Source organism: Kocuria aegyptia, assembly GCF_039530085.1.
Lineage (GTDB): Bacteria > Actinomycetota > Actinomycetes > Actinomycetales > Micrococcaceae > Kocuria > Kocuria aegyptia.
In genome coordinates this window covers 266,472-279,661 of record NZ_BAAAOA010000015.1, presented here as the reverse complement: position 1 = coordinate 279,661, position 13,190 = coordinate 266,472, and the positions used below count along the sequence as shown (strand labels likewise).

Annotated in this window: 13 protein-coding genes and 2 tRNA genes; 11 read left to right on the top strand and 4 right to left on the bottom strand. The window is 73.0% G+C overall.

Translation table 11 applies throughout. From position 1 onward, the window contains the following. From ABD220_RS07640 to ettA, 4 genes are all read left to right on the top strand, one after another. A partial coding sequence (locus ABD220_RS07640) for an integrase core domain-containing protein (protein ID WP_344121282.1) occupies positions 1–340 on the top strand: 340 nt, incomplete at its 5' end. Between the two features lie 384 nt (positions 341–724). After that, the gene (locus tag ABD220_RS07635; protein WP_344121280.1) at positions 725–859 is read left to right on the top strand and encodes a hypothetical protein; all 135 of its coding nucleotides are present in this window, start codon (positions 725–727) and stop codon (positions 857–859) included. A gap of 193 nt (positions 860–1,052) precedes the next feature. After that, entirely contained in the window at positions 1,053–1,673 is a 621-nt protein-coding gene (locus tag ABD220_RS07630; RefSeq protein ID WP_344121279.1) for a single-stranded DNA-binding protein, read from the top strand. A gap of 119 nt (positions 1,674–1,792) precedes the next feature. Further along, complete coding sequence (gene ettA / locus ABD220_RS07625; protein ID WP_344121277.1) at positions 1,793–3,475, top strand: energy-dependent translational throttle protein EttA; 1,683 nt, start codon at positions 1,793–1,795, stop codon at positions 3,473–3,475. Between the two features lie 100 nt (positions 3,476–3,575). Here ettA and ABD220_RS07620 read toward each other — a convergent pair whose 3' ends face one another. Then, positions 3,576–4,466, bottom strand: a complete 891-nt coding sequence (locus ABD220_RS07620; RefSeq protein ID WP_344121275.1) for an acyl-CoA thioesterase — start codon at positions 4,464–4,466, stop codon at positions 3,576–3,578. 54 nt (positions 4,467–4,520) lie between these two features. Between ABD220_RS07620 and ABD220_RS07615 the strand changes: the two genes are divergently transcribed. Continuing rightward, on the top strand, positions 4,521–5,006 hold the full coding sequence (locus ABD220_RS07615; RefSeq protein ID WP_344121273.1) for an acyl-CoA thioesterase: 486 nt from the start codon (positions 4,521–4,523) through the stop codon (positions 5,004–5,006). A 5-nt stretch (positions 5,007–5,011) separates the two neighbouring features. Further along, positions 5,012–5,680 (top strand): DUF8185 domain-containing protein, encoded by a 669-nt coding sequence (locus ABD220_RS07610; protein WP_344121271.1) that lies wholly within the window; start codon positions 5,012–5,014, stop codon positions 5,678–5,680. A gap of 13 nt (positions 5,681–5,693) precedes the next feature. Here the strand turns inward: ABD220_RS07610 and ABD220_RS07605 are convergent, their stop codons facing one another. Both ABD220_RS07605 and pepN read right to left on the bottom strand, forming a co-directional pair. Beyond that, positions 5,694–6,263, bottom strand: a complete 570-nt coding sequence (locus tag ABD220_RS07605) for a globin (RefSeq protein ID WP_425552527.1) — start codon at positions 6,261–6,263, stop codon at positions 5,694–5,696. Next, positions 6,260–8,827, bottom strand: coding sequence for an aminopeptidase N (gene pepN / locus ABD220_RS07600; protein WP_344121269.1), 2,568 nt, complete (start codon positions 8,825–8,827; stop codon positions 6,260–6,262). Before pepN ends, ABD220_RS07605 begins: the two co-directional genes overlap by 4 nt. A 240-nt stretch (positions 8,828–9,067) precedes the next feature. Here pepN and ABD220_RS07595 point away from each other — a divergent pair, with 240 nt between their 5' ends. Genes ABD220_RS07595 through ABD220_RS07585 form a run of 3 tightly spaced genes read left to right on the top strand, consistent with a single transcriptional unit; the run spans position 9,068 to position 11,154 of the window. Next, positions 9,068–9,589, top strand: a complete 522-nt coding sequence (locus tag ABD220_RS07595) for a ribose-5-phosphate isomerase (RefSeq protein ID WP_344121267.1) — start codon at positions 9,068–9,070, stop codon at positions 9,587–9,589. Then, positions 9,590–10,480 (top strand): Fpg/Nei family DNA glycosylase, encoded by an 891-nt coding sequence (locus ABD220_RS07590; protein WP_344121265.1) that lies wholly within the window; start codon positions 9,590–9,592, stop codon positions 10,478–10,480. Positions 10,481–10,512: 32 nt separating this feature from the next. Beyond that, positions 10,513–11,154 (top strand): methyltransferase domain-containing protein, encoded by a 642-nt coding sequence (locus tag ABD220_RS07585; RefSeq protein WP_344121263.1) that lies wholly within the window; start codon positions 10,513–10,515, stop codon positions 11,152–11,154. Positions 11,155–11,270: 116 nt separating this feature from the next. Here the strand turns inward: ABD220_RS07585 and ABD220_RS07580 are convergent. Then, positions 11,271–11,341: transfer RNA gene (locus tag ABD220_RS07580), tRNA-Gly, on the bottom strand. A gap of 226 nt (positions 11,342–11,567) precedes the next feature. Here ABD220_RS07580 and ABD220_RS07575 point away from each other — a divergent pair. Together ABD220_RS07575 and tig are read left to right on the top strand one after the other, a co-directional pair. After that, positions 11,568–11,640 (top strand) — tRNA-Pro (locus tag ABD220_RS07575). 110 nt (positions 11,641–11,750) lie between these two features. Beyond that, on the top strand, positions 11,751–13,166 hold the full coding sequence (gene tig / locus ABD220_RS07570; RefSeq protein WP_344121261.1) for a trigger factor: 1,416 nt from the start codon (positions 11,751–11,753) through the stop codon (positions 13,164–13,166). Positions 13,167–13,190 lie beyond the last annotated feature (24 nt).

Sequence of the window (13,190 nt, the reverse complement as noted above, 5' to 3'; positions counted from 1 at the left end):
CTACTTCGCCGACCACGGCATCACCGGCATCGAGCGGGTGATCACCGACAACGCCTTCGCCTACAGGCACTCCACCGCTTTCCGCGCCGCGGTGGCGGCCCTGGGGGCGCGGCAGAAGTTCATCAAACCGCACTGCCCCTGGACCAACGGCAAGGCCGAGCGCCTCAACCGCACTCTGGCACGCGAGTGGGCCTACACCCGCGCCTACGCCACCAACGACGAACGTGCGCAGGCCTTGCCGAAATGGCTGGAGCACTACAACCTGGAGCGACCCCACACCGGCATCGGCGGCCTGTGCCCGATCGAGCGCATCAACAACGCTGCGAGTCAGTACACCTAGCCCCGCCGGCCGCACTGCCGGCAGATGACGGTGGGCAGCGCCGGCGCGGGAGGGCGCTGCACTCGACGTCGACCCCCGCGTCCACCCGTGGCGCCCGCACTGCACCGGCAGCACGGGTTCCCCGCGGTCACGGCGCGCACGAGAGGCCCGTGGGTCACGCCCCGCCGAGCGCAGGAGTGCCTCCGGTCGGCGGGGCCGCCTGCGGAACGGGGGGCAGGGGCCCTGCTCCGGCGGTCCGGCCGCCGTGCGGCCTGCGAAGATCCGGCCCCCGGTGCATCCACAGGGGCTCCCGCGCCGGTAGTAGGGGTGAGGACACCCGCGCAGGATGACTTCCGGCAGGCCGCCGCCTGTCAGACCACCGCAACCGACATCGAGGTGAGTCCGATGGCCCGGATCCGACTCTGCCAGTGCGGCGCCCCACCCCTCTACGGACCGTGGTGCTGGGCGTGCTCCCACGAGCAGGAGCGGCGTCGGGAGCCCCTCGCCGTCATCGCCTGGGACGCCGCCGACATCGACTGAGGGCTGCCCGCGGACCGCCACCGGCTCGACGGCGGCCGCACTGCACAGGACGGCGTCCCGGGACGCGGGTACCGCGGCCGTCCACAACGGGGACGTCCCGGCCGCGGCGGCACCCGCTCCGGCCGGACGCTGGGTGCACCCCGCCACCGGGGCCAGCACCGGCCGGACCGGCCGCCGTCCAGAGGAGTTCCCGATGACCGAGCAGATCACCGTCCGCGGCTACGTGGCCACGGACCCCGAGTCCCGCAACCTGCCCGACGGCACCGTGGTGGTGACCTTCCGACTCGCCTCCACCCCGCGCTGGTTCGACCAGCAGGCCGGATCGTGGCGGGACGGGCACACCAACTGGTTCACCGTCCAGGCGTTCCGATCCCTGGGGCTCAACGCACTGGCCAGCATCAGGACCGGCCAGCCCGTGGTGGTCGTCGGCAAGCTCAAGGTCCGGTTCTGGGAGGGCGAGCACGGGCGCAACACGGCCGTGGAGGTGGACGCGGTGTCCGTGGGGCACGACCTCGCGCTCGGCACGGCGTGCTTCCAGCGCACCGTGAACTCCTCGCCGCCCGCCGACCAGACGGGGGACCAGGCTGCCGCGCAGCCCGAGGACGGCACCGCGACCGGTTCGCCGGACCGTCCGGCGGCGCCGCAGGACGACCCGTCGGACGGGAGCGGCGACCCGTCGGACGGGCGCGGCGACCCGTCGGGCGGGAGCGGGGGCCCGGCGGGCCCGGAGGGCCTCGACCCGGTGACCGGCGAGCTCCTCGGGGCCGCGGCGGTCCCGGGACGGCGCTCGCGCCGGCAGCCCGCCGCCACTTGAGCGGCCCGGGCGGAGCCGTTCCGGCGCGGGGACGGAGCCGGGCCGCGGTGCCCCGCCCCGCTCCGTCCCCGCTCGTCCGCCGCCCGTCGGCCGGCGCGGAGCGGGGTAGCCTTGAGGGCATGGCGGAATTCATCTACACAATGTCCAAGGCCCGCAAGACCGTGGGCGACAAAGTCATCCTGGACGACGTCACCATGTCGTTCTATCCCGGCGCGAAGATCGGTGTCGTAGGGCCCAACGGCGCCGGCAAGTCCACCATCCTCAAGATCATGGCCGGCCTCGACCAGCCGTCCAACGGCGAGGCCCGGCTCAGCCCCGGCTACACCGTCGGCATCCTGCTCCAGGAGCCACCGTTGAACGAGGAGAAGACCGTCCTCGGCAACGTCGAGGAGGGCGTGGGCGAGATCAAGGCGAAGGTCGACCGTTTCAACGCGATCTCCGAGGAGATGGCCCAGCCGGACGCCGACTTCGACTCCCTGATGGAGGAGATGGGCAAGCTCCAGGAGGACATCGACGCCGCCAACGCCTGGGACCTCGACTCCCAGCTGGAGCAGGCGATGGACGCCCTGCGCTGCCCGCCGCCGGACGCCGACGTCAAGGTCCTCTCCGGTGGTGAGCGCCGCCGCGTGGCGCTGTGCAAGCTGCTGCTGCAGAAGCCGGACCTGCTGCTGCTCGACGAGCCCACCAACCATCTCGACGCCGAGTCCGTGCTGTGGCTGGAGCAGCACCTGAAGGACTACCACGGCGCCGTCATGGCCGTCACCCACGACCGGTACTTCCTCGACCACGTGGCCGAGTGGATCTGCGAGGTCGACCGCGGCCGGCTGTACGGCTACGAGGGCAACTACTCGGCCTACCTCGAGACCAAGCGCGCCCGCATGGAGGTGCAGGGCAAGAAGGACGCCAAGCAGGCGAAGCGCCTGGCCGACGAGCTGGAATGGGTGCGCTCCAACGCCAAGGGCCGCCAGGCGAAGTCCAAGGCCCGTTTGGCCCGCTACGAGGAGATGGCCGCCGAGGCGGAGAAGACCCGCAAGCTGGACTTCGAGGAGATCCAGATCCCGCCCGGGCCCCGCCTGGGCAACCTCGTGATCGAGGCGAAGGACCTGCAGAAGGGCTTCGGGGACCGCAGCCTGATCAAGGGCCTGTCCTTCTCCCTGCCGCGCAACGGCATCGTGGGCGTGATCGGCCCCAACGGCGTCGGCAAGTCGACCCTGTTCAAGACCATCGTGGGCCTCGAGGAGCTGGACGGCGGGGAACTGAGGATCGGCGACTCCGTCAAGATCTCCTACGTGGACCAGAACCGCGCGAACCTCGACGCCAGCAAGTCGTTGTGGGAGGTCGTCTCGGACGGCCTCGACTACATCAACGTCGGCAACGTCGAGATGCCCTCGCGCGCCTACGTCTCCGCGTTCGGGTTCAAGGGCCCCGACCAGCAGAAGAAGGCCGGGGTGCTCTCCGGCGGGGAGCGCAACCGGCTGAACCTGGCCATGACCCTCAAGCAGGGCGGCAACCTGCTGCTGCTCGACGAGCCCACCAACGACCTCGACGTCGAGACGCTCGGCTCGCTGGAGAACGCGCTGCTGGAGTTCCCGGGCTGCGCCGTGGTCGTCTCCCACGACCGGTGGTTCCTCGACCGGGTGGCCACGCACATCCTCGCCTGGGAGGGCACCGAGGAGGAGCCGGACCAGTGGTACTGGTTCGAGGGCAACTTCGAGTCCTACGAGGCCAACAAGGTGGAGCGACTCGGCGCGGACGCCGCGCGGCCGCACCGCGTCACCCACCGCCGCCTCACCCGCGACTGACGCAGGGCCGGGCCTCGCCCGGACATGTCGGAGCACGCCGAGGGGCCCGTCCGGTGGGAGAGCATCCCACCGGACGGGCCCCTCGGCGTGCTCCGTGCGGCTAGGAGAACTCCGGGAAGCGCATCATGCCCTCCTGGGCGGTGGTGGCCACGAGCAGGCCGTCCCGGGAGAACATCCGGCCCACCCCGAGGCCGCGGGCCGAGGAGGCGTTGGGGGAGGACTGCACGTAGAGCAACCACTCGTCCGCGCGGGTCTCCCGGTGCCACCACATCGCGTGGTCGAGCGAGGCGAGGTTCATGCCCGGCTCGATCCAGGTCCTGCCGTGCAGGCGCAGGATGGGCTCGAGCAGCGTGTAGTCGCTCGCGTAGGCCAGCGCCGCGCGGTGGATGTTCGGGTCGTCGGGCAGCGGCTTGAGGGTCTTGATCCACACCGCGTTGAACGGTTCCCCCCGGGAGTCCGGCTTGAAGTAGATCGGCTCCGTGATGTAGCGCATGTCGAAGGGCCGCTCGTGGGCGATCGCCTGCGCCTCGGGGGCGTCGATGTGGCCCAGCAGTTCCACGGCGCTGGGCAGGGACTCGGGGTCGGGCAGGTGCTGGGGGGACTCGTCCTGGTGGTCCAGGCCCCGGGCGGGGACCTGGAAGGACGCGATGGCCGAGAGGATGGCGCGCCCGTCCTGGTAGGCGTGCACCCGGCGGGCGGAGAAGGACCGCCCGTCCCGGATCCGCTCCACACCGAAGGTGATCGGCTGGGACACGTCCCCGGCGCGCAGGAAGTAGGCGTGCAGGGAGTGGATGATCCGCTCCGGCTCCACGGTGCGCATGGCCGCGGTCGCGGCCTGCGCCAGGACCTGCCCGCCGTAGACCCGGCCGCGCGCGGGGGAGAGGGAGTGGCCCACGTAGATGTCCTCGAGGGTGCGCGCGCCACCCCCGTCCGCGAGGTCGAGCATGTCGAGCAGGGCCTGCGTGGGGTCCGGGATCGGGCTGTAGGTCATGGCCTTCACTCTAGCCAAGCCGCCGGTCGCGCCCCGGTGTGATGGGATGGGGGCATGTCTTCGCTGCTGATCCCCATCCAGATGCGCTTCGGCGACATCGACAGCTACGGCCACGTCAACAACGTCACCATGCTCCAGTACCTCGAGGACGCCCGGGTCCGGCTCATGGCCCGGCCGCTGTCCGCGGGCGCCGCGGCAGGCGTGCCGGAGGGCGCCACGTTCCGCGCCCTGCTGGGGGAGCGGCTGACCGTGATCGGGCGGCAGGAGGTCGAGTACCGGGAGCAGCTCCTGTACCGGCCGGATCCGGTGTCCGTGCGCGTGTGGGTCTCCTCCGTGGGCGGGTCGAGCTTCGTGCTGGACTACACGGTGCAGGAGGAGGACGGCTCGCGGGTCTACGCCGTGGCGCAGACGGCCGTCGTCGTCATCGACCGTGCCTCGGGACGGCCCGTGCGCCTCGACGAGACCCAGCGGAGCCTCCTCGAGCACTGGTCGGACGCCCCGGCCCGGTTCGCCCGCCGGCCCGCGCCGGCCGAGGCCTGAGCCCCGTGGACCGGTCCCTTCCGCTGACGGATCCGAGGGACGTCGCCGACCTGCGGACGTACCTGTCCCGGGCCCGCGGGGTGGACCCCCAGGGCGCGGTGCGCTTCCAGGCGCGCGGGCGGGCCCTCGGGGTCTACGTGTGCGTGCTGGAGCCGCACGGGCTGCTGGACAGCACGCCCACGGTCCTGGGGTTGCGCACCGCCGCACTGGCCGGGGAACAGTCGCTGGACGTCACCGTCCCGCTCGGCGGGGTCCTCGACCGGATGCCGCGCCAGGACCAGGACGCCACGGACGTGGGCCTGCCCCCCATGGACGCGGCCGTCTCGTGGGCGGGCATCGCCCCGCCCCTCGGCGGATGGGTCCCCGTGGGGGACGTCGCCGGGGACGCGCTGCGGGAGGCCGCACGCGCCGGGATCGCCGAGGTCGCCCGGGCCGTGCCCACGGACGCGGGTGCCGCCGTCGTCGACACCGTGCGCTCGCAGGTCTGGGGCCGCTCGTCCGGGTGGGCGCAGCCCCTCGCGGGGCGGTTGACCGGACCGCCGCCGCCGGACGGTGCGGCGTTCGCCGCGTACTCGCTCGGCTTCCTGCGCCCGGGCGCGGAGGTCGCGGTCGCCGAGAACGGCCGCTGGGTGCGCCTGAGCACACCGGGCGGGCACGTCCTGGCCAAGCGCTGAGGCCGGGGCCGTCTCAGCCGGGCCGGTTGATCATGGCGTGGGCGGCGCGGTCGAAGTAGTCCCAGATGATCCCGTCGTGCAGCGGGGAGAGCTCCAGGGTGTCTAGGGCCGCGCGCATGTGCTTCAGCCACGTCTCGCGCGCCCACACGTCCACGGGGAACGGCATGTGCCGCATCCGCAGCCGCGGGTGCCCGCGCTGCTCCGAGTAGGTGGTCGGCCCGCCCCAGTACTGCTCGAGGAACATCCGCAGCCGCTCCTCGGCGGGCCCGAGGTCGTCGTCCGGGTAGAGCGCCCGGAACCGCTCGTCCTGGGCCACCCGGGCGTAGAACTCGTGCACGAGCTTCACGAACGTCTCGTGCCCGCCCACCTGGTCGTAGAACGACGACGCCGTGCCCGCCTCGGCCCGCTCCCGCTCGTCGCCGACCTGCGGCACGGGGCGGCGCAGCTGGGACAGGGGCGCCCCGACCGCGAAGGACCGCGCGCCGGGCGGGGCCGCGGCGGCGGGGTCGGTGCGCGGGTCCCCGCCGGCCGGAGGCGTGCTGCCGGGCTCGCCGGGCCCCGGATCCTGCCGCTCGTCGCTCATGCCCGCGCCACCTCGTGGGCGGCGTCCACGGTCTGCGCGCGGACCGCGCGGGCGGTGGCGTCGCGCTGCTCGAGCACCAGCCGGCGGAGCCCGTGCAGGTCCTCGGGCAGGTCCGCCAGGAAGGCGTCCGTGGCGTCGACCGTCTCCTGGGCGGGGATGTTCGGGTACATGCCGATCGCGATCTGCTGGGCGAGCTCGTGCGTGCGGGTGCGCCACACGTCGGGGATCGCCGCGAAGTACTGCTCGGCCCAGGGAGCCAGGAGGGAGGTGTCGGCGGCCGTGCGGAACCCGTCGATCGCCGCGTCCTGGATCGAGTTGGGCAGCGACCCGTCCACCATGATCTGCTGCCACGCCCGGGCCTTGGCCTCGGCCGTGGGGATCGCCGCGCGGGCCCGGGCAGCGGCGATGGCCCCGTTCTCGGTGTTGTCCTCGGCGAGCGCGGCGTCCACGTCCGCGTCGCCGCGGCGGCCGCCGCCGGTGAGCGCGGTGAGCACCGCCCAGCGCAGGTCGGTGTCCAGGTCCAGGCCGGGCAGCGAGTGCTCCCCGGCGAGCAGCTGCTCGAGCACGTCCAGCTGCCCGTCGGTGCGGGCGTGGCGGGCGAAGGCCTTGAGGAACTGCAGCTGGTGGTCGGAGCCGTCCGCTGCCTGCTCGGTGAGCTGCCACAGCCGGTCCGCGGCCGCGTGCTCCGTGGCGTCCCGGGCCGGCTCGGCCACGTAGCCCTCGAGCACGGTGTCCAGCTGGCGCAGCTGGACCTGCACGGCCGTCGACTCGGTCTCGTGGGCGATGTTGCCGAGCACCAGCTCCACGTAGCGGCGGGCCGGGGTCTCGCCGTCGCGCACCCCGTCCCACACGGAGGCCCACACCAGGGCCCGGGGCAGGGTCTCGCCGAAGTCCTTCAGGTGCGCGAGGGCCGTGTCCAGGGAGCACTCGTCGAGGCGGATCTTCGCGTAGGCCAGGTCGTCGTCGTTGACGAGGACGAGGTCGGGACGCTCCCGCCCCACCAGCTCGGGGATCTCGGTGACGGGGCCGTCGACGTCGAGCTCGACGCGGTGGGTGCGCACGAGCCGGCCCCGGCCGCCGTCGTGGTCGTAGAAGCCGATCGCCAGGCGGTGGGGGCGCAGCGTGGGGTGCTCCTCCGGGGCGGTCTGCTCGATGCGGAACGAGCGGACGATCCCGTCGTCGTCGGCGTCCACGACCGGGGTCAGCGTGTTGACGCCGGCGGTCCGGAGCCACTTCGCGGACCAGTCCTCGAGGTCCCGGCCGCTGGCCTGCTCCAGCTGGACCAGCAGGTCCCGCAGCTCGGTGTTCGCCCACGCGTGCTGGGTGAAGTAGCGGTTGAGCCCCGCCATGAACTGCTCCTGGCCCACCCACGCGACGAGCTGCTTGAGCACCGACGCGCCCTTGGCGTAGGTGATGCCGTCGAAGTTGACCAGGACGTCCTCGAGGTCGCGGATCTCGGCCGTGATCGGGTGCGTGGTGGGCAGCTGGTCCTGCTCGTAGCCCCAGGACTTCTCCCCGGAGGCGAACGTGGTCCAGGCGTTGCCGTAGCGCGTGTTCTCGGCGGCCGCCAGGTGAGACATGAACTCGGCGAAGGACTCGTTGAGCCACAGGTCGTTCCACCAACGCATGGTGACGAAGTCGCCGAACCACATGTGCGCCAGCTCGTGCAGGACGGTGACGGCCCGCCGCTCCACCCGGGCCTGCGTGGGCCGGGAGCGGAAGACGTAGAGCTCCACGAACGTCACCGCGCCGGCGTTCTCCATGGCCCCGGCGTTGAACTGGGGGACGAACAGCTGGTCGTACTTCTCGAACGGGTAGGGCACCCCGAACTGCGCCTCGAAGAACTCGAAGCCCTGCTTCGTGATCCCGAACATCTCCTCCGCCTCGACGTGCTCCATGAGCGAGCGGCGGGCGTACAGGCCCAGGGGGACCGTGCGGCCGTCGGCGCTGGTGAGCTCGTCGTGCACGGACGCGTACGGGCCGGCGATCAGCGCCGTGACGTAGCAGGGGACCACCGGGGTGGGGGCGAAGGACCAGGTGGCCGCGCCGTCCCCGGCGGGCACGGGCTCCGGGGTGGGTTGCGTGGAGACGACCGTCCAGTGCGCGGGGGCCGTCACGGTGAACGCGAAGCGCGCCTTGAGGTCCGGCTGCTCGAACACCGCGAACATCCGCCGGGTGTCGGCCACCTCGAACTGGGTGTAGAGGTAGACCTCGTCGTCGACGGGGTCCACGAACCGGTGCAGGCCCTCGCCGGTGTTCATGTACCGGCAGTCCGACTCGACCGTCAGCACGTTGTCCCGGGCGAGCCCGGGCAGCTGGATCCGCACCCCGTCCGAGACCTCGGCGGGATCGAGCTCCGTGCCGTTGAGCACCACGGAGTGCACCGCGTCGGTGATCGCGTCGATGAACGTCGTCGCGCCCGGGGTCGCCCGGAAGCGCACGGTCGTCGTGGAGCGGAAGACGCGCTCGCCGCGGGTGAGGTCGAGGACCACTTCGTAGGCGTCCATCGCCACGGTCTCGGCCCGCGCGGCCGCCTCCTGGCGGGTCAGGTTGGTTCCGGGCACTTCAGTGCCGTCCTCTCGTCGGGGTCGGTTCGTGTTCGCGTCGTGATCGGGGCGTCCGCGGCCGGTGGGCCGCAGCGGATCGTCCCATTATGTCAGCCGGTTCCCGGCCGCCCCCGGAGGCCCTGCGGTGTCCGCGGCGCGGTCGCCGCACGCACTACGCTGGAGGGCGGCCGGTCCGCCGCCGCGGGCCCTCCGCCACGATCCCGCCCCGTTCCCGCGAACCCCAGGAGCACGCCGCCCATGCGCGTCCACATCGCCACCGACCACGCCGGCCTGGACCTCTCCCGCTACCTGGTGGAGGAGCTCGTCGCCGCCGGCTACGACCTCGTCGACCACGGCCCCGCCGAGTACGACGCGCTCGACGACTACCCCGCCTTCTGCATCAGCGCCGCGCGCGCCGTCCTGGCGGACCGGGCCGCGGGGCTCGACTCCCTCGGGATCGTCCTGGGCGGCTCGGGCAACGGCGAGCAGATCGCCGCGAACAAGGTCGCGGGCATCCGCGCCGCCCTGGCCTGGAACCTGGACACCGCCCGGCTCGCGCGCCAGCACAACGACGCCCAGGTCGTGGCGGTCGGCGGGCGCCAGCACTCCATGGAGGAGGCGCTGGCGATCGTCCGGGCGTTCCTGGCGGAGCCCTTCTCCGGCGACGAGCGCCACGAGCGCCGGATCGCGCAGATCGGCGAGTACGAGTCCACGGGCACGGTCGCCGGCAAGCTCGAGGGCCTGCGCCCGCGCGAGTTCCCGGCCGCCCAGGAGGCCTGAGTGCCGGAGGGGCACTCGATCCACCGCCTCGCCCGCCAGTTCACGGACTGCTTCGTGGGACAGCCGCTGTCCGTGAGCTCCCCGCAGGGGCGCTTCGCGCAGGCGGCGGCCGTCCTGGACGGCGCCGTGCTCGGGGGAGCCCGGGCCCACGGCAAGCAGCTGTTCCTGGACTTCGCCGGGGACCGGGTGCTGCGCTCGCACCTCGGCCTCTACGGCGCGTGGAGCTTCGGCGGCACCGAACGCTTCCGCGGCGCCTCCTCGATCGGGGCCCCGCGCCGGATCGGTGAGCGGGAGCTGCGCGAGGACGGCACCGCCCCCACCGGCCCGCTGCGGCCGCCCGCGCCGGTGGGGGCGGTGCGCGTGCGGCTGGTCGGGCACGAGGGCTGGGCCGACCTGCGCGGGCCGGCGCTGTGCGTGCTCGAGAGCTCCGCCGAGGCCGAGGCGGCCCGGGCGCGGCTGGGCCCGGACCCGCTGGACCCGCACGCGGACCCCGCGCCCTTCGTGGCCGCGGTGCGGCGCAGCCGCCGCCCCGTGGGCGCGCTGCTCATGGACCAGTCCGTCGTCGCCGGGGTGGGCAACATCTTCCGGGCGGAGTCGCTCTTCCGCCGCGGACTGGACCCGATGACCCCGGGACGCGCCATCGGCGAGGCCGTGCTGCGGGAGCTGTGGGCGGAGAACGCGGCCCTCATGCGCACCGGCGTGCGGCTGGGCCGGATCGTGACGACCGATCCCGCGGACCGGGCGGGGATCGGGGAGGCCCAGGCGTGGCCCGAGCACGCCCACCTCGTCTACCGGCGCCAGGGCCTGCCGTGCCGCCGGTGCGGAACGCCCGTGGCGGCGGGGGAGCTGGAGGGCCGCTCGCTCTACTGGTGCCCCTCCTGCCAGCGCTGACCGGGCACGGTCCCGCGGCGTAGCCTGGGACCATGTCCGGTTGTTGCGGCGCGCCCGGCTACCAGCGCGTCTTCGGCCCCCGCTTCGCGCGGCGCCTCGCCCGCCGGTACCGGCGGCGGGGACTCGACCCCGCCTCCCGGCGGGTCGTGGAGTTCCTGGCCGCCCAGGGCCTGGAGGGGGCCAGCGTGCTGGAGGTCGGCGGCGGCGTGGGCGAGATCCAGCTCGAGCTGCTGCGCCGGGGCGCCGCGCGGACCACGAACCTGGAGCTCGTGGACTCCTACGAGGCGGAGGCCGCCGAGCTGGCCGCCGCCGCCGGCGTGTCCGGCCGCGTGGTGCGGCGGCAGCTGGACATCGCCGCGGACCCGGAGGCGGTCGCCCCGCACGACATCGTGGTGCTGCACCGGGTGGTGTGCTGCTATCCCGACCACGAACGGCTCCTGGGGGCCGCCGCGGACCGGGCCACGCGCCTGTTCGTGTTCAGCCACCCGCCCGGCCACGGCCTCCTCCGGGCGCTCGCCCGCCTGGAGAACCTCTGCCTCCGCGCGACCGGCACGCCCTTCCGCGCCTATGTGCACTCCCCGGCGGCCATGCTCGCCGTCCTGCGGGAGCACGGCCTGCGCCCCGTGCACGAGCACCGGGGCGCGGTGTGGCGGGTGGTCGGGCTGGTCCGGTGAGACGGGCCGGCCCCCGGTCGCCGGAGCTCTCCCGCGCCGCGAGGGCGAGCGGGGGCCGGGCCGGCCGGGCGACGACGAACGCCCCGGTCCAGCGGGACCGGGGCGTTCGTGGCGAGAGGGGATGACGGGAATCGAACCCGCGTAATCAGTTTGGAAGACTGAGGCTCTACCATTGAGCTACATCCCCACCGGACGCTCCGTCGAGGCCATTCCCATTAACCGGCCCGGCGCGCGCGGTGTCAAATCCCGGACGCCGGCCCGACCCTCGGAGCGAGCCCGGCCGGCGGGGCGCGGACCCGGGTGAGCGGGGTCCGGCGGGCCGAGGTGCGGCCCCGTCCGCCCAGCCGGTAGACTCGCCGGTGGTCCGTGCTCGTGCACCGGACCGCAGTCGTTGCAGCCGAGGCTGCAGGTACCGGGGCGTAGCGTAGTGGCTAGCGCGCCTGCTTTGGGAGCAGGAGATCGCAGGTTCGAGTCCTGTCGCCCCGACGTTGGAGCGGCTGCCCGGTCCTGCCGGGCAGCCGCCTTCCCGACTGTCCCGGGACCGGAAAGCGGCCCCGGAAGACCCAACCGACCTACCACTCAGGAGTGCAGCGGAAGTGAAGAGCGCCGTCGAGAAACTCAACCCCACCCAGGTCAAGATCGTGGTGGACGTCCCGTTCGCGGAACTGAAGCCGTTCATCGACCAGACCTACACCTCGCTCGCCAACCAGATCCAGGTCCCCGGCTTCCGCCGCGGCAAGGTTCCGGCGCGGCTGATCGAGCAGCGCGTGGGCTTCGACTTCGTCGTCGAGAACGCGCTCAACGAGGGCCTGAACACCTTCTTCCAGCAGGCCCTCGCGGAGAACGAGATCACCCCGCTGACCCAGCCCCAGGTGGAGGTCGTCGCCAAGCCCGACGAGACGAACCGCGAGGCCGACACCAAGGTCGAGATCGACGTGGCCGTGCGCCCCGAGATCGAGCTGCCCGACTACAAGGGCCTCGAGGTCGAGGTGGAGGCCCGCGAGGCCTCCACCGAGGACGAGCAGATGGCCCTCGACGAGCTGCGCGGGCGCTTCGGCACGCTCAAGACCGTGGACCGTCCCGCCGTCGAGGGCGACTTCGTCACCCTCGACCTGCAGGCCCTGGTCGACGGCGAGGAGGTCGACGCCGCCAACGACCTGTCCTACCAGGTGGGTGCCGGCACGATGCTCGAGGGCATGGACGAGGCCATCACCGGTCTGTCCGCCGACGAGGACGCGACCTTCGAGACCAAGCTCGCCGGCGGCGAGCACAGCGGCGAGGACGCCGTCGTCAAGGTCAAGGTCACCGCCGTCAAGGAGCGCGAGCTCCCCGAGGCCGACGACGAGTTCGCCCAGCTGGCCTCCGAGTTCGACACCATCGAGGAGCTCAAGGAGGACCTGAAGAAGCAGGCCGCCGAGGGCGCCGTGGTGGAGCAGGGCGTGGAGGCCCGCGACAAGGTCCTGGAGAAGCTGCTGTCCCTCGTGGAGATCCCCGTGCCGCAGGCCGTGATCGACGAGCAGATCGCCCAGCACTTCGACAACCCGCAGGCCGAGGCCGACCACGACACCGCGGACCACCGGGCCGAGGTCCAGAAGAACGCCGAGGACGCCTTCCGCAACGAGATCGTGCTGGACGCGGTCGCCGAGGCCGAGGAGATCGGCGTCGAGCAGTCGGAGCTGATCGACTACATCATCAACATGTCCCAGCAGTACGGCATGGACCCGAACCAGTTCGCCCAGCTGCTGGACTCCTCGGGCCAGGCCGGCCTGATGGTGGGCGAGGTGCGCCGCCGCAAGGCCCTGGCCAAGGTCCTGGAGTACGCGACGGTCACCGACACCGAGGGCAACACGGTGGACCTCTCCGAGTTCGTGCGCCCGCAGGGCGAGGAGCCGGCGGGGGAGCCCGCCGAGGAGGTCGAGCCCGAGGAGACCACCGCGGCCCCGACCCCTGGCACCGAGGAGGAGTCCGCGGACTCGCCCGAGTCCGCCGAATCCCCGGAATCCGCCAAGTGACGTCCTGAGACCGCGCCCGGAGGG

Excerpts from the sequence above, each read along its gene's own strand:
- ABD220_RS07635 (WP_344121280.1), top strand. The coding sequence starts at position 725 with ATGGCCCGGATCCGACTCTGCCAGTGCGGCGCCCCACCCCTCTACGGA.
- ABD220_RS07630 (WP_344121279.1), top strand. The coding sequence starts at position 1,053 with ATGACCGAGCAGATCACCGTCCGCGGCTACGTGGCCACGGACCCCGAG.
- ettA (WP_344121277.1), top strand. The coding sequence starts at position 1,793 with ATGGCGGAATTCATCTACACAATGTCCAAGGCCCGCAAGACCGTGGGC.
- ABD220_RS07620 (WP_344121275.1), bottom strand. The coding sequence starts at position 4,466 with ATGACCTACAGCCCGATCCCGGACCCCACGCAGGCCCTGCTCGACATG.
- ABD220_RS07615 (WP_344121273.1), top strand. The coding sequence starts at position 4,521 with ATGTCTTCGCTGCTGATCCCCATCCAGATGCGCTTCGGCGACATCGAC.
- ABD220_RS07605 (WP_425552527.1), bottom strand. The coding sequence starts at position 6,263 with ATGAGCGACGAGCGGCAGGATCCGGGGCCCGGCGAGCCCGGCAGCACG.
- ABD220_RS07595 (WP_344121267.1), top strand. The coding sequence starts at position 9,068 with ATGCGCGTCCACATCGCCACCGACCACGCCGGCCTGGACCTCTCCCGC.
- ABD220_RS07585 (WP_344121263.1), top strand. The coding sequence starts at position 10,513 with ATGTCCGGTTGTTGCGGCGCGCCCGGCTACCAGCGCGTCTTCGGCCCC.